Genomic DNA, 24,754 nt, shown 5'->3' on the forward strand with positions numbered 1-24,754 from the left:
ACGACTACTGCCGCCCCGCCACCGCCAGCCGCGCCGCCAGCCCCACGAACACCGAGCCGAGCAGGTACTGCGGCAGCTTCGACGGGCGGCGGCGCGCGCCGATCCGCTGGCTCAGCCGGCTCGCGGACAGGATGACCGCGCCGTTCACGACGAAGCCGATCAAGTTCAGCACCGTCGCGAGCACGAGAATCTGCACGGCGATCGAACCGTGTCCGGGTCGCACGAACTGCGGAAACAGCGCGAGCACGAACAGCGCCATCTTCGGGTTCAGTAGGTTCGTCGTCAGCCCCTGGCGGAAGATCGCCGCGCTCGAGTGGCGACGCGGCGACGCGACGGGCGACAGCGCGGTCGCATCCGAACGGAACGTCTTCCACGCGAGATACAGCAGATAGGCGGCGCCCGCGAAGCGCACGGCGTCATAGGCGAGCGGCACCGCGACGAAGAGCTGCGACAGCCCGAGCGCGGCCGCCAGTGCGTGGCAGTAGGTGCCGGCCTGGATGCCCGCGAGTGTCGCGAAGCCTGCGCGGCGGCCCTGGCTCACGCTGCGGGACGCGATCAGCAGCATGTCGGGGCCCGGCGTGGCAGTCAGTGCGAGACACGCGCCGGAGAACAGCGCGAGCGTGGGGAGGTCGATCATGGAAGTCCCTTTTGTGGATACCGCGTAAAAGGGAGGTCAGTTTAGGAGGGCGCGCGAGGCCGGTCAATCGAACGAATGGACGATGGTCTGGCCGGCCGTTGAGGCCGATCGTCAACCCCGATGCGCTGCCTGCGGCACGCCGATCGTGCCCGCCGCTGCATCAACGGCATACGCCCATGCAGCGCCTTGCGTGCGCGATCGCCGCACGGTTCAACGCTTGCGGCAGGCCACCTGATAATCGATCACGGCATTCGCCGACGGCTTGTCCGGCTCGCCGCCGACCGTCGTCACGCCGAGCACGCCGGCTGCATTTCGGTAGCGCAGCGCGCAATAGCCCATGCCGGTGCCTGAACACGCTTCGGCTTCGATGATGCCGTGCTTCGCGAGCGTCGCCGCGCCGTCCATCGCATCCGGCTTCTCGCGCGGGCGCAGCGGTTGCCAGCCTTTCGCGATCAGGATCCGGCGCGCGACGTCGAGCGGTTTGCCGTACACGTTGGGCACGACCACGCGGCCTTGGCAGTAGGTGTTTTCAGCCGCGACCCGGGTCAGGCGCAGGCCGCCGTTCTCTTCGTGGAGTTCGCCGACGGGCGGCGCCGGGCCGTCGCCGCCCCAGATCAGCAGCGCGCCGCTTTCCAGCCGATCGGCCGTGCCGAGTTGCCAGCCCGCCTTGCGCGCCGTGTAGCCGAGCGCGACGAGCGTCGTGCCGTCGAACACGCCGACGTTGCCGTTGCGCGCGAAACAGATCGCGCTCGTGCCGGCACTGAATCCGCTCGCGAACGTGACGACCGTGTAGCGGCCGAGTGGTGCTTCTGACGTCACGATCCAGTCGCGCTTCGCGACTTCACGGCCGGCTGCGGTGGTCGTCTTTGCGCGATATTGCGTGCAGAACGGGTCGAGCGAACCGTTCTCCGGCGAGTGCGGCAGCACGCCGAGCGGCACCAGCGACGCACCGGCGATATCGGAGGTCGTACGCAGCGTGTCGGCCGACGCCGTACCGCCGAGCGCGGCACATGCAATGGCTGTGATCGACACGATCGGCGCAAGACGGCGGGCAAACGGCAACGCAACGAAACGGGACACTTGGGTGGTCTCCGGGGAAAGGGGCACGGGCGCGATGATCGCGGGTTTGCGCCCGCGTGTCATGATCGCGCGCACCGGCCGGCAGCGCACCAGCGTGCCACCGATGACTCAGCCCTTCGCGACGACATCGATCCGCAGCGCTTCGCCGCCGTCGACGATGGCCAGCAGGCGATCGACGTTCGGATGCGCGCCCGGGCGATTGCGTGCGTCGGCCGTATGTTCGGCGAACACCGCGAGGCCGTGCTCGGCGGCTTTCGCGTCCAGCGTGCCGAATGCTTGCTTCAGGTAGTGGTACACCGCGAGCGAGCCTTGCTTGCCCGGCTGGTTCTCGATGGTCGCGACCACGTCGCCGTTCGCGCCGACGAGATCGATGCGCGCGACGCCGTCGATGGCCGGCAGTTGCGCGAGGTTGTCCTTGAATACTTGGGTCGGTTGAATCACTGAAAACACTCCGTCGGTTCGGTCAGGGGCCAATGAGCATGGCCGGCCGTATCTTATCCGATCGGCCTTTGCGCACCGGTCGGCACGTGGGCGCCGGCCGTGCACCACGCCAGCGCCGGGCTATCGTCCGGCGGCAAGGATGCGGCTCAGGCATACGCGGTCGTTGCCCCAACGTGCCGGCCATCGCGCTCCACGCCACTACCGCCCCGCGCCGGCCGGCACGCCCGCATCACGCGAGCGCTCGATGTCCGGGCTGCGATACGCGCGCTCGGGAATCTCGGCGAGCCGCGATGCATGCACCTGATGCGGCGTAAGGCCGTAGAACTTCTGGAAACTCATGATCAGCGGCGACCACTTGTCCGGATCGATGCGGTCCGCGTGGCCGTCCATCAGCAGGTCGGGATGCACGTGCACGCGCTGGATGCGCAACTCGAACACGCGGATGTGGCCGCGCACGTCGGGCGTTTCCTCACCGATCCCGTGCGTGGCCGCGACGACCGCTTCCATATGCACCGGGCATTCGAGCGCACGCGGTGGCGCGACGGTTTGCGACGCCGCCTCGGTGAGCCCGGCCGTGCCGAATTTGTTGGGTTCGTACACGTAGCCCTTCGCGCGCTTGCCGTCCGGTACCGGGCAGGTGCCCGTCGTGCGCGCGATCCGGTCGACCGCGTGCGCCTGTGCCGACGACGGCAGGTTCAGTACGCACTCGCCGGTGCGCAGCAGGTTGCGGGTGGTCTGCGAACTGGCGGCGATGCCGATCACGCCGCGCCAGCCGAGCCAGAACGCGGACGAGATCGGCGCGAGATTGGCGGTGCCGTTTTCGTTCAGCGTGCTGACCAGCACGACGGGCGTGCCGAAATAGAGGATGTTCGGTTCGGTGACGCAATGCGGAGCGTTCATGATCGGTGCCATCGTTGAGGGATCAGTCCGCATGCTGATCCTGTCGCGGCGGCGTGGCGCTCCGAATCTTGTCGTGTCATTCCAGAGGAGCAGGAATGGCATTTGCGCCGGGCAGGACCGCCCGGCATCGCACGCGCTTTTCCGCTACAGTAGGAAATCGCAGGCCGCGCCCGCCGCGTTACACGGGCTCGCGCGGCCCTGTTCCGCCAACGCACACGAGGGCCTGATGGATACCGAGCAACGCTACACCGCCAACGCGCCGACGCGCGCGGAAGTCGACGCACTGGGCGGCCCGACCGTCATCGAATTCGGCGCGAACTGGTGCGGGATTTGCGCGGGCGCGCAACCGGCGATCGTCGCGTCGTTTTCCGCGCACCCCGCCGTGCGGCACCTGAAGATCGAGGATGGCCCGGGCCGGCCGCTCGGCCGCTCGTTCGGCGTGAAATTGTGGCCCACCCTGGTGTTCCTGCGCGATGGTGTCGAAGTCGCGCGCGTCGTGCGTCCCGCCGACGCGAAGCAGATCGAAGCCGACGGCTTCGCCGCGCTGGCTTGAGGTCACGACGATGCAACAGGCGATCACGCATATCGGCATCGACACGCGCGGCAGCGGCCTCGTCGAATTCACGTCGCAGGTGCGCGCGTTCGTCGACCAGCAGGCCATCAGCACCGGCCTGCTCACCGTGTTCTGTCGCCATACCTCGGCATCGCTGCTGATCCAGGAGAATGCCGACGCGTCGGTGCAGCGCGACATCGAGCGCTACTTCGCGACGCTCGCGCCCGAGGACGCCACGCGCTACGAGCACGACACCGAAGGCACCGACGACATGCCGGCGCATCTGCGCACAGCGCTCACGCAGGTGCAATTGTCGATCCCGGTCGAGCAGGGACGCATGGTGCTCGGCACGTGGCAGGGGATCTACCTGTTCGAGCATCGCCGCGCGGCGCACCGCCGCGACATCGTGCTGCACCTGATCGGCGAGTAAGCGGCAACCAGCGCAACAAGCGGCAACCAGCGGCGCAACGCCGGCACACCGGCTCAGGCGAGCAGCTTCTCGACGAGCGCGCCGAGTTCGCGCAGGTGGACGGGCTTCGGCAGGAATGCGTCGAATACCTGCTTGTTCTCGCGCAGTGCAGCCGATTCATATGCGCTGACGCCGAGGATCGCCGGATGCCGGCCATCGTCGTCGGGTACCGCGACCGTGCGAATACGCCGCGCGACTTCGAAGCCGCTCAAGTCCGGCAGCTCGAGATCGATCACGACGATGTCGTAATGGCCCGTACCGAAGCGCGCGACGCCTTCCTGCCCGGTGCCGCACAGCTCGGCGTCGATGCCGAGCGCCGACAGCATCGCGCCGAGCGTTTCGCGCGCGTTGTCGTCGTCGTCGACCACCAGCGCGCGCCGGTCGCGGTGCACGGATGCGTGCGGCAGTGCGAGCGCGTCGCCGGTCGCGTGGCCGGCGGTGTCGATGCCGGGCACTTCGGCCGGCAGCGTCACGACGAACTCGCTGCCTTCGCCCACGACGCTGCGCACGTCCACATGCCCGCGCAGCGTCGTCACGATTTCGCGCACGACGGCGAGCCCCATGCCGATCCCGTCCACATGCAGCCCGACCGCGTCGTTCGCGCGATAGAACGGCTCGAAGATCTTCGACAGGTGCGGCTTCGCGATGCCGGTGCCCGTGTCGCGCACGGCGATCTTCAATTGCGGGCCGGCCGGCGCGTCGGCGAGCGTGATCGACACGTCGATCGACCCGCCGAGCGTGTACTTGACCGAGTTCTCGATCAGGTTCGACAGCACCTGGCGCAGCAGCTTGCGATCCGAACGGATCGTGAGGTCGTGCGGCTCGACCTGCTGCGCGATCGCGATCCGCTTGGCAGCGATCTTCTCGCGCAATGGATCGAGCACCTCGGCGAGCAGCGACGCCATGCCGACGGTTTCCCGTTCGGCGAGGCGCTTCGTCGAGCGCAGCTTGATGTAGTCGGTCAGATCCTTGACGAGCGCCTCGAGCGACAACGCGGAATTCTGCAGCCGCCGGATCGTCTTCAGGTTCGCCTCCGACTGCGGGCGCGCGAGCAGGATCTCGACCGATCCGCAGATCGCCTGCAGCGGCGTGCGCAACTCGTGGCTGACCATCCCGAGGAATGCGTTCTTCGCCTCGATCATTTCGAACGCGCGGTCGGACGCCTTGCGTTCCGCGTCGAGCGCCGCGTCCTGCCGCTCGAGCAGGTCGTCACGCGTGCGCATCGTATAGAACAGCAGCAGGAACAGTGCGCACAGGATCACGCCGAGCACGATGCCGAGGATCAGGATCGCGCGCTGCTTCTCCTTCAGCTGGTGGAACGTGAAGTCGCGCTGCGCCATTTCGATCGCGCGGAAATAGTTCGCGAGCCCGTTGACCTTCGGCCAGTACGCGTTGACCTCGTCGATGACCTGCTGCGCGCTTTTCGGCGAATCGCGCAGCAACGGTACTTCGTGCTTCAGGCGCGTCATGAATTCGCCGAGCGCATCGATCTCGTTGCGCGCGCGCGGGATGCGCAGCCAGTATTCGGATACTTCCGACGGCCGCTGCAGAAAGCCGAACGACACCGACAGGCTGTCGAGCTGCATCTGCACGTGATTGAAGTCGTCGTCCTGGTGTGTCGCGTAGAGGATCAGCTGCCGGTCGAATCGCGTATAGACGTTGCGGTATTGCGCGGCGGTCCAGAACACGCCTTCGCGCGGCCCTTCGAGCACGCCCTCGTTGACCGAGGTGGCGAGCAGGTCCCACAGCAGGAACGCCCACGCGGCGAACCCCATGATCCACAGCGCGCCGAGGACCAGGATGATTTTTCTATTTTTCCATCGCCGGCGTTTCATTTCACCGTCAGGCCGATGATCTGCCACGCGAACTTGGCTTCGCCGAGCGGCGTCTTCAGTTCATCGGGATACTGGTCGCGCGGGTACATGATCCACAGCGGGCCGTAGTTGTCGTTGCCGAGCACCTTGCCGTTCATCGTCCGCGCGAGAATCACGCCATAGCGATCGGCGTCGGACACCGGAATCGTGAACGTGTACTCGTCGATGCAGCGGAACTCGATCTGCGTGCCGTGCGCGCCGACGGTCTTCAGGATGTCGGACAGGCGCGGGCCGGTGAAGGCCGCCTTCGGCGTCCAGCTCGTCGACGTGACGATCGTGTGCTGCGGCAGCGCCATCAGCGCCTGCTCGGAAAACACGTACGCCGTCTTGCCCTGCTGGTTGTGCTTGTCGATCTTGCCGTCGACGGTGAACGTGAACGACGAAGCAGCCCAGGTCGCGGCGGCCATGCCGAGCAGGCAGGCCGTCAGCAGGCGCTTGGTCCAGATGGTCGAGATTCGCATGGGTTGCCCTCGGTCGTGCGGTGGTGATGTGCCGTGGTGGTCTCAGTTCGCCGCGGCCGTGGCCGGCAGCGTGATCTTCAGTTCGCGCGCCACTTCGGCGAACAGGATCGGCAGGCGCACCGGCTTTTCCTCGCAGCGCGCGTTGTAGTGCGACACGATGTGCGCGATTTCGTCCTCGCTGGCTTCGCCGGTCGAGATCTTGCCGGTCAGCAGGAAGATCGGCGCGCCGCTGTTCTCGCTCGAGCGGATGCCGCGCACGAGTTCGGCGGCGGTCTGGTCGCCGAGCATCCAGTCGAGGATGTAGCCGTCGAAATCCTCGACCTCCAGTGCCTTGCGGAATGCCGCACCGTCGAAGTACGGAATCGCGTTCACGCCTTTTTCGATGAAATATTCACATACCGTTTCGGCGACATCCTGCGAATCGTCCACCACGGCGATGCGTGCCGCATACACGTTCGGCTGGGTCGAGCGCAGCTCGATGACGTCGACCGGATACGTGCGGCCCTCGCGCGCGTGCTGACGCTCGGTGATCAGCCATTCGCCCTGCCACTGCAGCGCGACGAAATCCGTCTCGCTCTGGCTGCTGGCCTTGGTCGAGATCGCGGCGCGGCAGCGAAAGCGCCGCGATTCGATCACGAGTGTCGCGTCGATCATCTCGGCGGCGGCCGGCTGCGTACCCTTGTCGTCGAGCAGGATCGCGGGCGGCACGCCGAAGTGCGTCGCGATGTCCTGCAACTGCGACAGGTTCCACGGAATCAGGCCTTTCATCTTGCGCGTGACGACCGAGAAGCTCAGGCCGAGCACGTTCGCGATCGTCGTGTTGTGACTTCGCGGCGGAATCCCGTTCCGGTTCAGTAGGTCGCGCACCTTGTTGGCGGTGATCAGATCGACGTTGGCCTGCTCGCTGTTGGACATCTCGATGGGGTCTCCAGGGGTTTTTGGCGAGGGTGAGCATATCAAAACTGACGTGTCATGCAAGCTTTGAAAAAGCGAATGACCTTGACATGCCTTTTTTCTTCATTATTATTGCTCACCACGTCACTATTGTTTGTCGCGTCATGTTTGGAGATCGATGCCGGCGACAGCCGGAACAACGAAAAGCGACAGCAATGAAGCAGTGACGGAACGATTCGAAGAGAGAACCTGAGAGAGCCTTGGAGTGCGTGTCGGCGTCGGCGGATTGTATCCGTTGCGCCGCGCGCCGCCGGGTACGAGCTCGCGGGGGTGGATAGCTCGAAGAATTGCGGCGCCAATAAAACCTGAGGAAAGTAACAATGTACCGCCGTTTGATCGCATCGGGGCTGCTGTTGCTATTGGCCGCGTGCGCGCAGGATCCGTCCCTCACCAGCAACACGGTGCGGATCTGCGACGACACCGGCTGTTCCGACCGTCCTAAAGATCAGGTCTCCTATCAAAAGAGGGACGATTCGGAAGACCAGGAAAGCCCGCGCATTGCTGCGCTGAAGCAGACCGCGAAGACCCAGCCGAAGGCCGCCTACGACCTCGGCCTGCGCTATTTCCGCGGTGACGGCGTGCGCCAGGACAGCTACCAGGCACTCAAGTGGATGCGCGAGGCCGCCGAGCGTGGCGACCTGCAGGCGCAAAAGGCGCTCGGCAGTTTCTACCTGTTCGGCCTCGAGGAAATGGGCTCCGATGCGCGCGAAGCGGAGAAGTGGCTGTCGATCGCGGCCGGCCGCGGCGACAAGGAGTCGAAGAAGCTGCTCGATCTGGCGCGCAAGGCCAAGAAGGAAGACGAAGAAGACTGGAAATGGCGCACGGAATGGCGTGATCGCTATTACGGCTACTGGTACTCGGGCTATCCGTACTACGGCGTCTGGCAGCAGACGTACTGGTACTACTGACCGGGGCTGAAGCAACGGGGGCAGCAGCGGGGAGACCACCATCGCGCGCCAGCCGGGGGGCTTATCGAAGTTCGCACGAACACATAAGCCGAACAACGACTCTAAATCGATCGACAACGACATGAAGACCATCCTTTCCCAACGTCTCACTCAAGGTGCGCTGGTGGCAGCGCTTTGCGCGTCCGTGGCAGGCTGCGGCGGCGTGGTGACGCCCGGCGGCCAGAACGCGGGCGTGACCGGTGCCGCCGCGGGTGGCGCGAGCGCCGGCGCCGATTCGCAGCTGCAGCGCTGCACGTCGCCGCTCGGCACGATCGCTGTCGATGATGGCCGCAACGCCGACTGGTGGGGCCCGTTCGGCAGTGCGACCAAGGTGACGAGCATCGACCCGCTGCTGCGCCTGGCGGTGCAGCAGTCGAACTGCTTCGTGATCACGTCGATCGGCAACCAGAAGAGCGACGCGCGCCTGTCGCGCATCACGCAGCTGCAGCGCAACTCGGGCGAGTACCGTGCGGGCTCGAAGCAGCAGAAGGGCCAGCGTGTCGCGGCCGACTACTACATGGAACCGCAGATCGTCATCAACGATTCGCCGATCGGCGGCATCGGCAGCATGATCGGCGGGCTGATCGGCAACAGCGCGGTGGCCGCGGTAGCGGGCCATCTGCAGACGAAGGCGTCGGTCGTCACGCTGACGCTGTTCGACGTGCGCTCGGCGGTGCAGATCGCGGCGTCGGAAGGCAGCTCGACGGCGACGAACTACGGCGCGGCGCTGGGCGGCTTCGGCGGCGGCGTGGGTGGCGGGCTCGCCGGTTTCTCGACGACGCCGGAAGGCAAGGCGACGGTCGTTGCGTTCATCGATGCGTGGAACAAGATGGTCGTCGCGCTGCGCAGCTACAAGGCGCAGGACGTCAAGGGCGGCCTCGGCCGCGGTGGCCAGCTCCAGGTCAACTGACGTTCGCGGGCCGGCGGTGCGCCGCCGGTCGATTCCTGATTCGTGATGCTTGACTGTCCGTGCGCGCCGCGTGATCCGCGCGTGCCGGCTTCGTTCGTCCTTTTTTGCACCGAGGTGATCCCGATGAAAGCCGTTGCCCTGATCGCATTGACCTGTCTGGCGCTGACCGCTTGCGGCGGCGACGATTCCTCGCCCGCGGCGTCCGGTGGATCGGGCTCGAGCAACAACGGCGGCACCGGTGGAACCGGCGGCACGGGTTCGGGCGGGACGGGAAGCGGGGGCAGCGGTGGTTCGGGCGGTTCCGGTGGCTCGGGCGGCTCGGGCGGCTCGGGCGGCGGCACGCTGACGTGGCGCTACGAGGCGCAGCCCGTCGCGGCCGACAAGGCGAGCTTCCTGACGCTGGTCAACAGCGAAGGCGCGAAGGGCTACCGCTATCTGGGCGACTATTACTACAGCGCGAGCAACGGCGGAACGCAATCGATCTTCGTGAACGACGGCACCGCGCAGACCTACACGTACCAGCTGCAGAACGCCCCGGCCGACATGACGTCGTTCGTCAACACGGCCAATGCGCAAGGGTCGAGCGGCTACCGCTACGAAGGGCCGCTCACGTACGGTGATCTCTATCGCAAGGACGGCGGCTCGTCGGCCACGTACACGTACACGACGACCGGCTTGCCGGCCGACGCGAATGCGTTCCTCACGCAGGCGAACGGCCAGGGCCAGTCGGGCTACTGGTTCCTGGGGCCGATCGCGGTGGCGTCGGTGCAGGCGAACATCTACATGAAGAACAACGCGTCGAGCGCGACCTATACGTACGACGCGCTGGCGCCGGCGTCGACCGTCAGCGACTTCATCGCGCAGGCCAACAGCGAAGGGGCGAAGGGTTATCGCGCGAAGGGCGCGATGGCGTTCGGCACGGCGATCTCGTGGGTCTACGTGAAGGACCAGACGCAGTCGCCGACCTTCACGTACCAGTCGGCCGCGATCCAGTCGACCGGCGCGAGCTTCGTCCAGCAGTCGAACACGTTCGGCGGGCAGGGCAGCGCGTATCTGAGCGACATGGCGCTCGGCACCACGCCGCCGCTCGCGATGGCGTCGTTCTATTTCACGCCGAAGAACTGCACGGGCTTCCTGTGCACGACACTGAATCCGCTCACGCAGAACTGAGCGAACGACGCGGCTGCGACAGCCGCCGGCCGGGCATTATTTCGAAGCGGGGCGAGAGCCGGAGTTCGGCGCTCCCCCGCTTTTTTGCATCCGGCGCAGATCCGGCAATCACGGACATCGTTCTGACCCTCGCCGACCGGATGGGAGGGGCGGATTTCGTTCAAGTTCCAAATCAAAATTCAATCATATTGGACTTGTACTAAATCGTTCATTCCGGACTGATTTTAGGAAAACCGTTTGGCATGATCGTGGCATTCCAATTCCCTGGGCCACTTTCGTCCGCGATACCGGAGCCGGATGCAGGCGCATCCCGGTGCTCCGGCGTCGTCGCATTGCGACATGCCATACAGTCCGCTCCAATCCATCCGCCGCTATCAGAACATCTCGGTGTTCGGCGGCGGGATCGTCGTCACGATCCTGATCCTGATCGCCTGCGCGCTCGGGATGGGTTCGATCGTGTACGGCTATCTCGATGGCGAGCGGCACAATTTCCTGACGGGCATGGTGCAGACGCTCAACGAGATCAAGGTGAGCGAGACGTCGTTCCGCAACGGCGTGACCAATGCGCAGCTGATCTGGCGGGAGACGGAGCCGGCGCCCGAGCGCGTGATCGATGCGTTCTACGAAGACGGCGAGCGGGCCGCGATCAAGCCTTATCCGTCCGTCGTGTTCGGCGTGTCGACGCAGCCCGCCGATCGTACCGAGGTGGCCCGCTACCTGTCGCTGTCCGTGCTGCTGGCGCGCATCTGCGCGGCAAGCTCGATCAATCGCGGGCATACCCTTGTCGGCTATCACTACAGCACGCGCACGAGCCTGCTCGGGCTCGTGCCGGATACCGGCGCCGGCGGCGGCGCGCTCGCGACGCCGGAGGGCCGCGCGCGCGTGATGGATGCGCTGCGGATCGATTTCGGCGCCGTCCCGGCGCAGGAGGGCGGCACCGGTCGCCCGCACGTGCGCTGGCTGCCGCCGTTCATCGATCCGATCTCGGGCGCCGCACGCATCCGGCTCGCCGCGCAGGCACAGGCCGACGGCGAACCGTTCGCGGTACTCGTCACCGAATACCCCCCCGAGCATCTGCTGTCATGGCTGCCCGAGCATCCGGTCGACGGCGTGTTCTTCGTGACGACCGGCGACAATCAACTCGTCGCGGCGAGCCCCGGCGTGGCCGGCGACGAAGCACGCACCGCCCGCCTGCTGGCGCTCGATCCGTCGCGCGATCGCACGAAGCCCGAGCAGGCCGCGTTCCGCGACGGCTTCGTGATCTTCCACGGCACCCTCGATGCGACGGGCTGGACGCTTGCCTATGCGTTGCCGTGGACGGACGTCGTCGCGAACGTCGCGTGGCGTGCGAGCCTGCTGCTCGGCGCGTCGCTGCTCACCATCGCGATCATGTGGATCCTGCTCGTGCGCTTCCATTGGCGTGTATTCGCGTCCGTCTATGCGCGCTCGCAGCGTGTGTTCGACAGCGAAGCGCTGTGCCGCAGCGTGATCGAAACGGCACCGGTCGGCCTCGGCCTGATCTCGCGCGCCGACGGGCATTTCATGCTCGTCAGCCCCGCGCTGGCCGAGATGATCGCGCGGCTCGGCAGCGACTACCGCACGCTGTCCGCGCAGGCCGTCGCGCGCTACGACGCGTTCCTTGCAGGCGGCGCGGCCGGCGGCACGATGCAGACCGATCTCGTGCTGGCCGACGCGAGCGCAGGCGCTGCGCCGCTGCATCTGGAGGTGAGCGCATGCGGCGCGCGTTACCAGGAGATCGACGTGCTGATCGTCGCGGTCGCCGATGTCACGGCACGCCGGCAACTCGTCCGGCAGCTCGAGGAAGCGGTGCGCGCGGCCGATTCGGCGAATGCGGCGAAGTCGTCGTTCCTCGCGGCAATCACGCACGAGATCCGCACGCCGCTCAACGTGATCCTCGGCAATCTCGAACTGCTCGACCGTTCCGCGCTGGATGCGTCGCAGCACGGCCGCGTGCAGACGCTGCGCACGGCAGCGTCGGGCCTGCTCACGCTCGTCAGCGACATCCTCGATTTCTCCAAGATCGAAGCCGGTGCGATGACGGTCGAAGCGATCGAGTTCGACGTGATCGGCGTGATCGAGCGCACGCTCGGTGCGTTCGCGCCGGTCGCGAAGGCGAAGGGGCTGTCGCTGTTCTGTGAAATCGACGCGAGCGACACGCAGCGGATGCGCGGCGATCCGACCCGGCTCGGGCAGGTGCTCGGCAACCTGCTGAGCAACGCGATCAAGTTCACCGCCAGCGGGCATGTGCTGGTGCGCGTGTCGGTTGCGTCGGCCGGACGGGGCAGCGCCGAGCTGTCGATCGCGGTCGAAGACACCGGCATCGGCATCGCGGGCGCCGATCGCCATAAGCTGTTCAAGGCGTTCTCGCAGGTCGACGCGTCGATCACGCGCCGCTACGGCGGCACCGGGCTCGGGCTCGCGCTGTGCGATCGCCTCGCGGCCGCGATGGGTGGGCGGATCGACGTGGCGAGCGTCCCGGGCACCGGCAGCCGTTTCACGTTGACGCTGCCGCTCGGCATGGCGGTCGTGTCGCTCGATGCGCATCCCGCGCGCGGCGCGCGCGTGCCGGTGATCGTCGTCGCGCGTACGGAATGGCAGCGCTTTGCGTTGCCGCATCTGCGTGCATGGGGCTTCGACGTCGACGCATACGAGCGCCCGGCGCGGATCCCGGCTGACCGTCGTGCGCGGGCCGCCGCGATCGTCCTGTTCGGCGATTCGGATGCGTGGTCGCGCGCGGAGCTCGACAGCCTGGGCGGTGACGGCCCTGTCGTGTTCGCCACACCGGACGGCCCGCCGCAAGCGTACCGGGCGGGCAGGACGATACGCGTGTCGGGTTATGCGCTGGGCGGCTTGAAGGCTGCGCTTGCGCAGGCGATGGCCGACGCCGGCGGCCTGGCCGCGCAACGGCCGGCGAGCAAGCACGTGGAAGCCGTGCGTCCGGGCGCATGGCACGTGGTGCTCGCCGGCATCGATTCCGTCAGCAGCACGCTGTTGCGGGAGCAACTCCACGTGCTCGGCTGCGAGGTGCAGGCGGCCGGTTCGGCTGAAGCGGCGCTCGACCTGCTGGCCACCGGCGCGTGGCACGTGCTGCTGGTGGATGCGGGCTTGCAGGACATGTCGGTCTGCGCGCTGGCGAACGCCGTGCGCGCGCTCGGCACGGATTGCGACGTGGTGGTCGTGACATCGCATGTCGCGCCCGGTGACGGGCAGCGATATGGCGACGCGGGAATCGGCTGCGTGCTCACCAGGCCGGTGACGCTCGCGCACCTGCGCGGCGCGTTGGCGGGCCTTGGCCGGCGGTGCGGCGTGCCTGAGGGCGGAGAAGGAATACAAGAACAGGACGTCGCGAATTTCGCGCATGGCGACACGACATGAATGGGGATCGTGTGTCGCGGCCGAAGGTGGCGGGGTCCGAAGAATGGAAGGCAGCGCGCCGCATCGGCAGGAGCGGCGCAGATCAATCAGGAGAAAAGAGGGGGAGACCGTGCGCTATATGGTGAAAGTCTTCGTAATGCTGCTCGATTTCGCCACGCTTCCCGAGAAGTCCAGAAAGGATTTTCTCGGCAGGATGAACGAATTCATGATCATGTCGCCGCAACAGAAGCGGCGCGCGATCACGGAGTGGAAGCAGGTGCTGGAGGAGCGGGGCGAGTCGGATGAGGGGACGCACAGATAGTCACGGCGGGTAGCACGCCGGTGTGCAATGGCTGTGTGACGGGTGCGCCGCCACGCAGGCGGTCACGACGGCGCTGCGGCAAACCGGGCGCCGCGGTGCATCGCACCGGGAGCCTGCGGCGTGCGTCGTCGTCCGTTTCACCCGCGCCCGTGGTGCTTCCCTGCAAGCGTATGCTGATCGTCAACAGCCGGGTGCGTGCGCCCGGTATCCGCATGCGGGTCACGTCACGGGGCGGCGCGGAACACGGCCCGCCTCTGCCGGTCAGCCAATGCTTACGGTCTTGTCAGTGTTTTATCTTAAAATCGAGGCGCGCTAGCATTCTCCGATGTATCGAAGCGACGGTCGACTCGACGGCCCGTCCGCTGGATGGAACGGAGCCGCGGCCCGCATTGGCGGCCGCCGGCGTATGCGCGATCGAAAGCCTCGGGGAGAACAGGGACCATGGATGAATTCTTTGTGCGTGTGATGGTGGCGGACGACCACCCATCATCCGCGATGGGCATGTCGCAGGCGCTCGCGGAGAGCAGCACGATCCGGCTCGTCGGCTCCGTGTCCAATTCGACCGATCTCGTGGCGGCGCTCGACGAGAAACCGAGCGACGTGCTGGTGGTCGACTACGTGATGCCGGGCGGCAAGTTCGGCGACGGCCTCGTGCTGCTGTCGTTCCTGCAGCGCCGCTATCCGGCGCTGAAGCTCGTGACGATCACGATGATCGACAATCCGAGCGTGCTGCACGCGATCCGCAAGCAGGGCGTCGGCTGCATCCTGAGCAAGTCGGATGCGATTTCCCATCTCGTCGGTGCGGTGCATGCAGCGTACGTCGGCGCCAACTACCTGTCGCCGTACATCAAGCAATTGCTGGAGTCGGCGGGCACGCTGGATACGGCACGCCCGCTCACGACACGCGAGATCGAGGTGGTCCGGCTGTTCGGCGCCGGCTATACGGTCGGCGAAATCGCCACACAGCTCCATCGCAGCAAGCAGACGATCAGCTCGCAGAAAACGAGTGCGATGAAGAAGCTCGGCGTCGTGCGCGACGCCGACCTGATCCGCTATGCGAGCGACGGCAACCTGCCCGACACACCCGTGTCGGACGTACCGGCGCCCGATGCGCCTGCCGCAAGCGAATAGCCGGCAAGCCGAATGCATCGACCATTGCGTCGCACGGCGACGGGCGATCCGGCCGAGCGGCGCGCCGGATGCATGCGTACGGCGCGTGACCACCCTGTCCGGCGCCACCGATAACGATCCATGCCCGCAAAACTGAAACGACTTCTCGCGCACGCGGCGGCGGTGGGCCGCAAGCCGTTCGATCCGGGTCGCGTCCGGCGGCAGCAGCAGGTGTTGCTGTACGGCGGCGGCGGTGCGGTCACCGCATTCATCCTGGTCTGCGCGGCGCTGGTCATCCGGCTCGAGGTGCAGGACAGCCTGGGGCAGGCGCGGTCGACGTTTCTGCTGCGCGAGGCCGAGTTCTACGCGAACCAGAAGGCGGTGGACGGGATGCTGGCGACCTTCGGGCCCAGGGCGGAACAACTCTGGAGCCAGGGGGCACAACCGCCGCCCGATGCACTCCAGGCCTTCTCGGCGGCACACGGCAGGTTGACCGCCGGCGATCTCGGCCGTGGGGACCGCCTGTTCGCGATCGCGGAAGTCACGGCGGCCCGGCCGGCCGAGTCGTATGCGGGATATCTCGGGGCGATGCTTCCGCAATTCGACAGCGGCTCGGGCCGTTCGTTACTTCCGCCGCGCCCGGCAAACGCCGAGCCGCTCGGCGGCTACCTGATCGGGCTCGACGGGACGTTTCTCGGCGTGCTGGGTGTCGGGCTCGTTGCGCACGCACGGTCGTTGCCGCCCGATACCGACCTGCACGCATTGACCGCCCGCCTGATGCCGACCGGCGCGACGAAGCAGAAGCTCGGCCTGGACGTCGGCCAGTACATGATCGACCGTCGCTACGATCCGATCGTCGGTCGCACCGTCGTGCGGTTCGGGCGCCGGCTCGACGATGCGTCCGGCCACCCGTTCGGCTGGCTCGTCTTCAACGGCCAGTTCCGTCTCGACGACATCATGACGCCGCAATCCGACGACGAGGATGTCGCGGTCGTGGACGCGCGCGGTGCGGTAGTGTTCGGACGACAGCGCGATCCGGCGATGATCGAGCGCGTCCTGAACGACGCGCGTATATCGGCCGTTCGGCATGTCGCCGTGCGCCGGATCGGCACGCGGTTCGTGATCAGCGACCGGTCGGCTGATTCCAGCCTCACCGTGTTGACGACGTTCTCGTGGCGAAGCGTGGCAAGGGCGACTGCCGTCGGCGTGAGCGTGACGCTTGCCGCCGCGCTGCTTGCCATTGCGATGCTGTGGATCGCGATCGTCACGTTCGACCGCCGTGCGCTGCGCCCCGCGAACCGCCGCGCGATCCGCCTGATCGAAAGCGAGGCGTTCAACCGCACGTTGATCCGCACGGCACCGGCCGGCTTGCTGCTGCTGTCGGCGGCCGACGGCGACACGGTGGTGCGCAACGACGCCGCGCTTGCGTACGACGACGGCGCATTGGGGCTGCCGCTCGGCAAACGCATCTGGCACGCGTATCGCGAACAGCAGACGGCAGGCGCGGCGGAGCGGCGCTTCGTGATGCAGCAGGAGCTGGCTGTCGAGCGCCCCGGTCAGGACACGACCTATCTCGCGGCCCACGTCGTCCGCACCAGGTTCCGCGGTGTCGACGTGCTGCTCTGCACGCTGACCGACGTCACCACCCGCAAGCTCACCGAAGACAAGCTGCGCGAAGCGCGCATGGCCGCGGACGATGCCAACAAGGCGAAGTCGACGTTCCTCGCGACGATGAGCCACGAGATCCGCACGCCGCTCAATGCGATCGTCGGCAACCTGGAGCTGATGGGGCGGGCCGAATTGCCGGCGGTCGAGCAGCGCCGCCTGAAGACGATCGTTTCGTCGTCGGATGCGCTGCTGCGCGTGATCAACGACGTACTCGACCTGTCGAAAGCAGAGTCGAACCAGATGGCGCTGGAGCACATCGCGTTCGACCTGCGGCGTGTGCTGCAAGACGTTGCGGCGATTTTCCGGCCGCTTGCCGAGGCGAAGGGGCTGGCGCTCGAATGCCATGTCGCGGCGGAACTGGCCAATGGCTACGTCGGCGATCCGACGCGGCTGCGTCAACTCGTTTCGAACCTCGTCGGCAATGCGATCAAGTTCACGGAGCATGGTGGCATTTCGATCGACGCACGACTGGCGCGTGGCGGCGCGGGCGCCGGTTGCGTCGAGATTGCCGTGCGCGACACGGGCGTAGGCATTCCCGAGGACGCGTTGCCGACGCTGTTCGACGTGTACATGCAGGCCGATGCGTCGATCTATCGCCGCTTCGGCGGCACCGGGCTCGGCTTGCCGCTGTGCCGCCGCATCGCGCGGTTGATGCACGGCGAACTGACGGTCGAGAGCCGCGCAGGCGAGGGCTCGACGTTCGTGGCGACGTTGCCGCTACCCGATGCGCCGGGCGGCTGGCAGGGCGCCGAACCCGAACCGGATGCGGCGCACGTTGCGCAAACGCAGCAGCAACGCGACGACGTGCCGCCGCTACGCGTGCTGGTCGCCGAGGATCACCCGGCGAGCCGTGCATTGCTGCGGGATCAGCTCGATGCGCTCGGCTACGACGCCACGATCGTCGAGAACGGGATGGAAGCGATGCGCGCCTACTTCACGCACCCGTTCGATGTCGTGCTGACCGATCTGAGCATGCCGCAGCTCGACGGCTTCGCACTGGCGAATTTCCTGCGTGAGTAGCGTGCGCAGGTGCCGGTGATTGCGATGACCGCGCATGCGACCGATGAAGATCGTCGCCGCTGCCTGCAAGTCGGTGTGGCCGAGGTGGCGCTCAAACCGTTGTCCATCGACAGTCTCGATGCGGCGCTGCGACGGCATGGCAGGCACGTTCGAGCGGTGGATTCCGGCATGCGCGAGGTCGCGCCGGTGATGACCGGCGAAATGCGACGGACTTTACGCGAGGCCACGCTGCGCTCGCTGGCTGCGATCGAAGCGGCGTTGTCCGGTGATGACGGAGATGTGCTCCGGGTGGAACTCCATTCGATGCGCGGCGGCTTCGCGCTCGCCTGCGACAGGGCCGCGTGCGACGCATGTGCGCAGATGGAAGCGGCCGTGAACACGGGCGGCGTGGCGGCATTCGAATTGCACCGGGAGGCGTTCCGGCAGGAGATGGAGCATGCGCTGGAGCGGATCGACCGTTGAGGAAGCGCGACAATCGCCAAGGGGAGTCGCATTTCTTGCCGGGCATGCCGTCCTGAAGCAGGCTCTATCTCGAATTGATATTGTCTGAAGCGAAATCGGGCAGCGACCGTTTCATTAAAGAAAATTAAAACATCGCCCGAGAGTGGGGTGCAGTCGCGCGCCCCCGCAGCGCATGACCGAGGCCGAGCACCCAACGGCCGGGCCGGCCCCGGCGATGCCCTGCTGCCCGCCGCAGCCGTACCTGTACGGACGGAAAGTTAAAACGATCTGACAATCAGCGATTTAAAACGGCCAATCTTCTAATTTCGTACTTGTACTAGCTATTTTGACGCGACGGCGAAAAGTTGTCCTATCGCTCGCTTGCTTCTGTTCATCGAAAATAACGTCAGTGGAATTGATCTTCCACGCGTTTGAATACTGATTGATAAATTAATCGGTATTCGATCTCCGTAAATCAATTTTCTTCAATAGAGATCAATCGATGAAACTCAGCAAACTCGTTCTGGCAATGGGCGTCACCACGGCACTGTTCGGCATGGTACACACGGCACAGGCCGACACGGTGTCGAAGAAGATCACGCTGACCGCACAGATCAACGACGGCCTGTTCGTGTCGAAGCCGGACGGCTCGACCTGGTACGGCACGGAAGAACTCTCGGCCACCGACTACACGCAAACCAAGTTCGAGAAGTCGCTGCCGGTTCGTATCTGGTCGACGAACGCCGATGTCAACGTCTCGCTCGCACAACCGCTGAAGCTGGCGAGCGGCAAGTACGAAATGAAGGGCGTGAAGGTGGCGCTGTCGGGCAACTCGGGTGACACGGAAGTCAAGTTCGGCGCAGCCCAGAAGTTCACTCAAGTGACGTCGGGCACCGGCGGCTTCGACGAAGTGCACAACCTGAAGATCAGCGCAGAAGCACCGGCCAAGGTTGGCGAAGTCAGCACGAACGGCAGCTACAGCGGTGATCTCGTGATGGTGTTCGAGCCGGTCGCGGCATCGGGCAGCGGCGGGACGACGAAGTAACTGTCCTGCACGGAACCCCGCTCCCGTCGGGGTTCCTCTTCGTGTGCAATTCCCGCCGAATTCCCGGGGCCGTTCGTCCTATTCCTCCTTAGAAGAAAACCGCGTGTTCGCCTATCAAGCTCCCTTTCGATTCAACAAGCTGTGGCTCGGTGCGTTTCTTTTTATTTCGTCGCACTCATTTGCAGAGCTAAAGGTTACGTACGGCGTACCTGAAGGGTTCAGTGCGGCCGAACTGGATGATAGCGCGAACTATGTTGCGACCTTCAACGGGCGCACGCTGCCGGGGTTCATCAGTTATTCGCAGAAGGACACGTCGCTGCAGTTCGATGCGGCGAAGTATGCGGCCAACGGCATTTCGCCGGACGACGTCGATACCATCCGGAACGTCATCACCCAGCTCGATTACAAGCGTTGCAGCAAGGGCTGCGACGTTGTCATCGCCGGGTACTACGTCACCGTCGACAAGCTGAAGCGTTCGATCTCGATCCGCAATTCGAGCGCGGATTACATCGCGCCCGAAACGGGTTTCGGCCTCGTCAACAACCAGTCGATCGACTTGCGGGCGTCGTCGGACGGCTACCGTGCCGTCAACGTCAACGGCAACACCTTTGTCGGGCTCCCGTTCCAGAGCTTCGGCTACATGAGCTGGTACGCGAACCGTACCGAATCGAACAATTCCAGCGGCAGCCAGAAGGGGCTGTCGTCGTATTACCTGCAGAAGAACTTCGCGAGCACATACGTGCGGGCAGGTAAGCAGAACAACATCGACTACGCAGCCGGAACGGTCAGCACGTTGCTGTCGCCGAGCTTCGACCAGTTCGTGACCATCGGCAGCCAGACCCACCTTCAGGTCGCAAGCAATGCCGGCTCGCTGGTGCTCTATGCGTCGGCCGACGGCAACTACGAGTTTTACCGGAACGGCCGCCTGATCCTCAAGCGACCCGCGGCGATCGGCCGTAACGAAATCAGCTTCGCCGATCTGCCGGGCGGCTATTACTCGGTCGAAGTTCGCCTGGTCGACCGCAACGGCAACGTGGTCAACCGGGAAACCCGCGAGGTCAACAACCTCAACTTCGGTGCGAACAGCGGCAATGCGTGGCACGTGACGGCCGGCAAGGAGATGGGTACCGGCGGCTACTTGCTCGAAGCCGCGATGAGCCGGAACTTCAAGCAGTTCTATCTCAATGCGTCGATGCTTGCGGGCCAGGGCGGGAGCTGGGCGGCGGAAGTAAACGTCACGCGCCCGATGCAGCTCGGCGGCGTCGACATCACGCCCACGCTGGGCGTGTTGAGCGGCGAACGCAGCGCCGGCGGCTACGCCAACATCTCGATGGCGAGCGAGGCGCTCGGCAGCCTGATGGTCAGCCGTTACCAGAACACGGAGGTGTCGCGCTTCTACTACGGTCAGCCGAGCACCGCCGTGAGCTACAGCCGCAACATTCGCGGCGTGACGTTCGGCTACAACTACCAGCGCTCGCTGTACAGCGAGTCGCAGCAGGCCGAAGCGCGCTGGAACTATCGGCCGAACGGCCTGTGGGGCACGTTCGCGCTGGGCGTTCAGAAGGGCGGGTACCAGGGCAGCGGCGGCTATGGCGTGTATTTCAACATGACCATGATGCTGGATAAGGTGCAGGCGAGCTTCAGCGCCGCGCATTCCGGTGGGCAGACGCAGCTCAGCGGTGACGTTCGCAAGGATTTCCAGGATGGTTTCGGTACGACCAGCGTCGGCCTCACGGCGAGCCGGATTGGCACCGATTACAGCGTGAACACCTACGGCACCCGCTCCGGCACGCGTGGCGACGCGTCGCTGAACCTGGGCACGAGCAGCGCGGGCAGCAACGTCGATTTCAACTACCGCGGGATGGTTGCGGCCAGCCGCCAGGGCGTTGCCTTCGGCCGCTACAGCTCAGGCGGCAGCGCGATGCTGTTGAAGACGCCGAACATCCCGGGCATGAAGTATGGCTTCAACGTCGAAGGCAGCCCGGTGGCCGGCAACAGCACCTATGCAGTACCGCTCAATGCCTATCGTGACGTGCCGTTCGCACGCGTGATGAGCAGCAGTGAAAAGGTCGACATGAACGTCGAGGTGCCGGCGAACATCGTCCGCGCCCATCCGGGCCAGGTCTACGCGGCAACGGCGAAGGTCGACATCAACATGGTGTACAGCGGCTTCCTGAAGGATGCGAACGGCAAGCCGGTGAGCGGCAAGGTAGTCGAAACCGGCGACACGGTACACCCGAACGGCCTGTTCTCGATCGTCAGCAAGACGATGCTGTCGCAGATCACGCTCGACCAGAACGGGCATCAGTACACGTGCAGCCTGAAGGACGCCGACGGAAATAACTTCCGTTGCCAATGACGGCCCACTCAACCATTTACAGGGATTGACGACATGAATTTGAGTTTGCGAACCGCGTTTCCGATCGTGTGCGGTTTGCTGTTTGCCGTCGCTCAACCGGCACAGGCCGAAGGCGAGCTGATGGTAATGCCGGCCACAACCAAGGTATTCAGCAACCACGACCAGAACGTCACCGTGAAGAACATGGGCGATGCACCGCTCTACCTGTCGATCTCGGTGCAGAAAGTGATGAATCCGGGCAAGACGCCGGAAGAGAAGCAGGATCTGGGTGAGCTGCAGCATCCCGGCATGCTGGCCAGCCCCGACAAGCTCACGCTCGGGCCGAGCCAAACTCGCTCGATCACGCTCAAGTCGCTCGCGGAACCCGCGAACGAGGAGTTGTATCGGCTCTATATCGTGCCGGTCCGGTCGCTCACCGTGGACAACGAGCCGCAGGACAAGATCAGCGCGCCGATGTCGGTGGCGGTCGGTTATGGCGTGCTGGTCAGGCACATGCCGCCCCCGGGCAAGCAGCGCGGTGGCTGGACGCATCGTTGCGAGAGCGGCGGGCTGACGCTCGAGAGCACGGGCAACGTGCGTCAGGTCTTTACCGATGTGAAGGTTGACAAGGCGGCGCAGGCACAAACGATCGCCGTCTTTCCGGGTACCCCCCAGTACTTTGCGACGAAGCGAATGACGCTGAGTGTCGACGACAAGCCGCAAACGCTGGAGTGCCCGTGATGATGCGCACAGCGCGCGTCGTGCTTGGGCTGCTGGCGGCGCTGGCCTGCACCTGTAGCTCGGCCGCCGGCGTACTGAAGCTGTCGCGCGTGGAGCTGACGCTGGAGCCCGGGCAAGCAGCGGCGCGCGAGCTGTATGCCGAGAACGTGGGCGATACGCCGCTATATCTGAATGTCGAGCAGCACCTGCTGACCAATCCGGGTGACTCGCCGGAGCATCTGGTGCCCGTTGCCGAAGTGGCGCATCCGACCTTGCTGGTATCACCTGCCCGATTGACGTTGGCGCCGGGGCAGAGATATCGGATGGGGCTGAAAGAACTTGCCGCGCCTTCGGAAACACAGATCTGGCGCATCACGTTCAAGCCGAAGGAGCGGATCGTCGTCGATGCCGCTCAGGGTGAAGGCGCACCGGCCCCGTTGTTCGTCAATGTCGGCTATGGCGTGGTGATTTATCAGCGTGCAGCCCACGCGCGGTAGAGAGTGTGCATCGAAGCGAGACGCGCTGATACCTTGGAAAGGGCATGCGGCAAGCAATCACCCATCCAGTGTGTTGACCTAATCGGAATGAAGAGATCGATGAAAAAGTTCGAAATTGTTAGGCATTGGAGAAATTGTGTATTTGGCGTAATTCTGGCCGTACTTTCCTCCAATGCATTTGCTGGAATTGTGTATCGCGATGTGATCGAAAGCTACGGTAATTGCTCATGGAAAAACAACGGTGATGGAACCAGTACGATCGAACTGGTTATCAAATTTCGAGCTACTAATGCGACGAACTTGGCGTGGCAGAAGTTCCGTTCTCGCGGCATCGTAATTTACACGTATGACCAATACGGGAAAATGCGCCCAAGCTCCGCCGCGGCGAAGTATGTCATGCTTAATGGCAAGAAACACACTTATTACTTTACGGAGTCGACTTATGTGATGTATCACGGGTATCGCACAGCGGGGGAGATACCGTCTGACTGGCTTATCCCGGACGCGTTTTCAGCCAACATTCAGGTGATGATCGACAATTCCGCGATCAAGGATTGGCCCGGCATCGGAGTGCGCGCCGGCAACTTCACGGATGGCACCGATGTTGGCGAGGTCACCGGTGCCGTCTATGTCAGCAAAATGAGCGGCGCCAGCACATGCACGGTGATCGATCCTGAAGTACCGCCGCCGAAGCCGCCGCCCGCTATCGAGATTGCCGTGGCTGCGCCGGACTGGAATCTGGGTGAATTGCCGCCAGGCGACGGCGAGAAGACGCTCAGCGGTACGGCGCAGCAACTCTGCTTCACGTACACAGGTGTCGATAGTTACCGTAACTTCGTGATCGACGCGACGAGCAAGAACGGCGTTTCGGGTGATCGATATCTGCTCGCGAATAGCAGCAAGCCATCGGAGACTGTGTCGTATGACCTGACGCTGGACAGTGGCACCGCATCGTTCCTGCTGCCCAATAAGGCAGAAAAATCGGTGAAGTTGAACAAGGGCAATCGTACCTGTTTCGTGCCGACGTTCAGGACCACGGTGGGCCAAGGCGCCGGTGCCGGCAACTACAGCGATGTGTTGTCGTTCACGGTCGTCACGAAGTCGTAGGAGGCAACATGTGGAAAATCATTCTGAACGGATTGCTGGCGGCGCTGGCGTGCTTGCCGATTTTCGCGTCGGCACAAGTCATATTGATCAACGGGAAGACGACGAGCCAGGTCACGGCCAAGGTCGTGCGCCAGAACAACCTGATCATCACCGATGAAAAGGGCACCTGGTTTCCGCAGGGCCTGACGATGCGGCAGCTGGGCGGTTGGGAGACGGCCTATGAGGTCGAGGCGCGGTTGCACGTGGTGTCGACGACGGGCACGTTCCAGGTCCGCATGGATCAGCCGCTCAATATCCGGAATCAGGCCAAACCGACGCTCGCGTTCCGGAAGACGGCCGTCAGCATCGGTGCCGAAGGTGGGGAGCCGAAACCGATGGTCGTCGGGCAGGCGATCGAGTTCGACAACCCGGCGCCGCCATCGCCAAATGTCGATTCCGACGGCTATTACAGTCTCGCGGTTTCTGCGTTTCCGCCCGAAGGCGATTTCAAGAGCACGGCGGGCACCTACACGGGCGAACTGTCGCTGGTTTTCGAACCGCGCGTGCCGAAGCAAAAGTAGCGAAGGCGGCCTCCGATGCCGGAGGCGATCCAGTTTGTGACCGCCCGCCGTGTTGCGGGCGGTGTTCTTTTCGTTTCCAGTTTCCGATTGTCGTCGACGTCCTCCGTGCGTGCTGTCCGGGCGGATGACATCGTACGCAAGAGGGCAGTCCCGAC

Annotated in this window: 21 protein-coding genes and 1 pseudogene; 15 read left to right on the plus strand and 7 right to left on the minus strand. The window is 64.9% G+C overall.

Going from position 1 to position 24,754, the window contains the following annotated elements; all coding sequences use genetic code 11:
* Positions 1 to 4: 4 nt before the first annotated feature.
* From LGM89_RS05425 to LGM89_RS05440, 4 genes are all read right to left on the minus strand, one after another.
* Complete coding sequence (locus tag LGM89_RS05425; protein ID WP_089497909.1) at positions 5 to 637, minus strand: LysE family translocator; 633 nt, start codon at positions 635 to 637, stop codon at positions 5 to 7.
* A 210-nt stretch (positions 638 to 847) separates the two neighbouring features.
* A complete protein-coding gene (locus LGM89_RS05430) occupies positions 848 to 1,717 on the minus strand; it encodes a PASTA domain-containing protein (RefSeq protein WP_226272505.1) in 870 nt (289 codons plus the stop codon).
* A 108-nt stretch (positions 1,718 to 1,825) separates the two neighbouring features.
* Complete coding sequence (locus LGM89_RS05435) at positions 1,826 to 2,158, minus strand: DUF2322 family protein (protein ID WP_041493406.1); 333 nt, start codon at positions 2,156 to 2,158, stop codon at positions 1,826 to 1,828.
* A 198-nt stretch (positions 2,159 to 2,356) separates the two neighbouring features.
* Entirely contained in the window at positions 2,357 to 3,058 is a 702-nt protein-coding gene (locus LGM89_RS05440) for a flavin reductase family protein (RefSeq protein WP_226272506.1), read from the minus strand.
* A gap of 226 nt (positions 3,059 to 3,284) precedes the next feature.
* On the opposite strand from LGM89_RS05440, the gene LGM89_RS05445 reads away from it, so the two are divergent.
* Both LGM89_RS05445 and LGM89_RS05450 read left to right on the plus strand, forming a co-directional pair.
* On the plus strand, positions 3,285 to 3,611 hold the full coding sequence (locus tag LGM89_RS05445) for a thioredoxin family protein (RefSeq protein ID WP_039369742.1): 327 nt from the start codon (positions 3,285 to 3,287) through the stop codon (positions 3,609 to 3,611).
* A 10-nt stretch (positions 3,612 to 3,621) separates the two neighbouring features.
* Positions 3,622 to 4,041 carry a secondary thiamine-phosphate synthase enzyme YjbQ gene (locus LGM89_RS05450; RefSeq protein WP_089428528.1) on the plus strand — a complete coding sequence of 140 codons (420 nt, stop codon included), beginning with the start codon at positions 3,622 to 3,624 and terminating at the stop codon, positions 4,039 to 4,041.
* 53 nt (positions 4,042 to 4,094) lie between these two features.
* On the opposite strand, the gene atsR is transcribed toward LGM89_RS05450, so the two are convergent.
* From atsR to LGM89_RS05465, 3 genes are read right to left on the minus strand one after another with little or no spacing between them, the layout of a single operon-like run.
* Positions 4,095 to 5,915 (minus strand): hybrid sensor histidine kinase/response regulator AtsR, encoded by a 1,821-nt coding sequence (gene atsR / locus LGM89_RS05455; protein ID WP_226272507.1) that lies wholly within the window; start codon positions 5,913 to 5,915, stop codon positions 4,095 to 4,097.
* A complete protein-coding gene (locus LGM89_RS05460; protein ID WP_089446952.1) occupies positions 5,912 to 6,415 on the minus strand; it encodes a molybdopterin-dependent oxidoreductase in 504 nt (167 codons plus the stop codon). Before LGM89_RS05460 ends, atsR begins: the two co-directional genes overlap by 4 nt.
* A gap of 42 nt (positions 6,416 to 6,457) precedes the next feature.
* Entirely contained in the window at positions 6,458 to 7,330 is an 873-nt protein-coding gene (locus LGM89_RS05465; RefSeq protein ID WP_089497904.1) for a response regulator, read from the minus strand.
* A 359-nt stretch (positions 7,331 to 7,689) separates the two neighbouring features.
* Between LGM89_RS05465 and LGM89_RS05470 the strand changes: the two genes are divergently transcribed.
* The 13 genes and pseudogenes from LGM89_RS05470 to LGM89_RS05530 all read left to right on the plus strand — a co-directional run bounded on the left by LGM89_RS05470 (position 7,690) and on the right by LGM89_RS05530 (position 24,599).
* Positions 7,690 to 8,277 (plus strand): tetratricopeptide repeat protein, encoded by a 588-nt coding sequence (locus LGM89_RS05470; RefSeq protein WP_089463341.1) that lies wholly within the window; start codon positions 7,690 to 7,692, stop codon positions 8,275 to 8,277.
* A 121-nt stretch (positions 8,278 to 8,398) separates the two neighbouring features.
* Positions 8,399 to 9,226: a hypothetical protein gene (locus LGM89_RS05475; RefSeq protein WP_089497903.1), complete on the plus strand. Its 828-nt coding sequence runs from the start codon at positions 8,399 to 8,401 to the stop codon at positions 9,224 to 9,226.
* Between the two features lie 123 nt (positions 9,227 to 9,349).
* The gene (locus tag LGM89_RS05480) at positions 9,350 to 10,396 is read left to right on the plus strand and encodes a hypothetical protein (protein ID WP_226272508.1); all 1,047 of its coding nucleotides are present in this window, start codon (positions 9,350 to 9,352) and stop codon (positions 10,394 to 10,396) included.
* 339 nt (positions 10,397 to 10,735) lie between these two features.
* On the plus strand, positions 10,736 to 13,792 hold the full coding sequence (locus tag LGM89_RS05485; RefSeq protein ID WP_226272509.1) for a hybrid sensor histidine kinase/response regulator: 3,057 nt from the start codon (positions 10,736 to 10,738) through the stop codon (positions 13,790 to 13,792).
* Positions 13,793 to 13,910: 118 nt separating this feature from the next.
* The gene (locus tag LGM89_RS05490) at positions 13,911 to 14,093 is read left to right on the plus strand and encodes a hypothetical protein (protein ID WP_179254950.1); all 183 of its coding nucleotides are present in this window, start codon (positions 13,911 to 13,913) and stop codon (positions 14,091 to 14,093) included.
* Between the two features lie 441 nt (positions 14,094 to 14,534).
* Positions 14,535 to 15,224 (plus strand): response regulator, encoded by a 690-nt coding sequence (locus tag LGM89_RS05495; protein ID WP_089497901.1) that lies wholly within the window; start codon positions 14,535 to 14,537, stop codon positions 15,222 to 15,224.
* A 120-nt stretch (positions 15,225 to 15,344) separates the two neighbouring features.
* Positions 15,345 to 18,353 (plus strand): annotated as a pseudogene (locus tag LGM89_RS05500) (ATP-binding protein).
* Positions 18,354 to 18,834: 481 nt separating this feature from the next.
* Positions 18,835 to 19,377, plus strand: a complete 543-nt coding sequence (locus tag LGM89_RS05505) for a CS1 type fimbrial major subunit (protein ID WP_226272510.1) — start codon at positions 18,835 to 18,837, stop codon at positions 19,375 to 19,377.
* A 103-nt stretch (positions 19,378 to 19,480) separates the two neighbouring features.
* Positions 19,481 to 21,736, plus strand: coding sequence for a TcfC E-set like domain-containing protein (locus LGM89_RS05510; RefSeq protein ID WP_226273000.1), 2,256 nt, complete (start codon positions 19,481 to 19,483; stop codon positions 21,734 to 21,736).
* 33 nt (positions 21,737 to 21,769) lie between these two features.
* Entirely contained in the window at positions 21,770 to 22,456 is a 687-nt protein-coding gene (locus LGM89_RS05515; protein WP_226272511.1) for a pilus assembly protein, read from the plus strand.
* Positions 22,456 to 22,932, plus strand: coding sequence for a hypothetical protein (locus LGM89_RS05520; protein WP_226272512.1), 477 nt, complete (start codon positions 22,456 to 22,458; stop codon positions 22,930 to 22,932). The genes LGM89_RS05515 and LGM89_RS05520 overlap by 1 nt, the downstream gene beginning before the upstream one ends.
* A 99-nt stretch (positions 22,933 to 23,031) precedes the next feature.
* Positions 23,032 to 24,039, plus strand: a complete 1,008-nt coding sequence (locus LGM89_RS05525; protein WP_226272513.1) for a hypothetical protein — start codon at positions 23,032 to 23,034, stop codon at positions 24,037 to 24,039.
* An 8-nt stretch (positions 24,040 to 24,047) separates the two neighbouring features.
* Positions 24,048 to 24,599, plus strand: coding sequence for a hypothetical protein (locus tag LGM89_RS05530; RefSeq protein WP_226272514.1), 552 nt, complete (start codon positions 24,048 to 24,050; stop codon positions 24,597 to 24,599).
* Positions 24,600 to 24,754 lie beyond the last annotated feature (155 nt).

The organism is Burkholderia sp. AU31624, from assembly GCF_020420065.1.
Lineage (GTDB): Bacteria > Pseudomonadota > Gammaproteobacteria > Burkholderiales > Burkholderiaceae > Burkholderia.

Bases quoted from the DNA above. Each gene is read 5' to 3' on its own strand.
- LGM89_RS05425 (WP_089497909.1), bottom strand. From the start codon at position 637: ATGATCGACCTCCCCACGCTCGCGCTGTTCTCCGGCGCGTGTCTCGCA.
- LGM89_RS05440 (WP_226272506.1), bottom strand. From the start codon at position 3,058: ATGAACGCTCCGCATTGCGTCACCGAACCGAACATCCTCTATTTCGGC.
- LGM89_RS05445 (WP_039369742.1), top strand. From the start codon at position 3,285: ATGGATACCGAGCAACGCTACACCGCCAACGCGCCGACGCGCGCGGAA.
- LGM89_RS05450 (WP_089428528.1), top strand. From the start codon at position 3,622: ATGCAACAGGCGATCACGCATATCGGCATCGACACGCGCGGCAGCGGC.
- atsR (WP_226272507.1), bottom strand. From the start codon at position 5,915: ATGAAACGCCGGCGATGGAAAAATAGAAAAATCATCCTGGTCCTCGGC.
- LGM89_RS05460 (WP_089446952.1), bottom strand. From the start codon at position 6,415: ATGCGAATCTCGACCATCTGGACCAAGCGCCTGCTGACGGCCTGCCTG.
- LGM89_RS05465 (WP_089497904.1), bottom strand. From the start codon at position 7,330: ATGTCCAACAGCGAGCAGGCCAACGTCGATCTGATCACCGCCAACAAG.
- LGM89_RS05470 (WP_089463341.1), top strand. From the start codon at position 7,690: ATGTACCGCCGTTTGATCGCATCGGGGCTGCTGTTGCTATTGGCCGCG.
- LGM89_RS05475 (WP_089497903.1), top strand. From the start codon at position 8,399: ATGAAGACCATCCTTTCCCAACGTCTCACTCAAGGTGCGCTGGTGGCA.
- LGM89_RS05480 (WP_226272508.1), top strand. From the start codon at position 9,350: ATGAAAGCCGTTGCCCTGATCGCATTGACCTGTCTGGCGCTGACCGCT.
- LGM89_RS05485 (WP_226272509.1), top strand. From the start codon at position 10,736: ATGCCATACAGTCCGCTCCAATCCATCCGCCGCTATCAGAACATCTCG.
- LGM89_RS05490 (WP_179254950.1), top strand. From the start codon at position 13,911: ATGGTGAAAGTCTTCGTAATGCTGCTCGATTTCGCCACGCTTCCCGAG.
- LGM89_RS05495 (WP_089497901.1), top strand. From the start codon at position 14,535: ATGGATGAATTCTTTGTGCGTGTGATGGTGGCGGACGACCACCCATCA.
- LGM89_RS05505 (WP_226272510.1), top strand. From the start codon at position 18,835: ATGAAACTCAGCAAACTCGTTCTGGCAATGGGCGTCACCACGGCACTG.
- LGM89_RS05515 (WP_226272511.1), top strand. From the start codon at position 21,770: ATGAATTTGAGTTTGCGAACCGCGTTTCCGATCGTGTGCGGTTTGCTG.
- LGM89_RS05520 (WP_226272512.1), top strand. From the start codon at position 22,456: ATGATGCGCACAGCGCGCGTCGTGCTTGGGCTGCTGGCGGCGCTGGCC.
- LGM89_RS05525 (WP_226272513.1), top strand. From the start codon at position 23,032: ATGAAAAAGTTCGAAATTGTTAGGCATTGGAGAAATTGTGTATTTGGC.
- LGM89_RS05530 (WP_226272514.1), top strand. From the start codon at position 24,048: ATGTGGAAAATCATTCTGAACGGATTGCTGGCGGCGCTGGCGTGCTTG.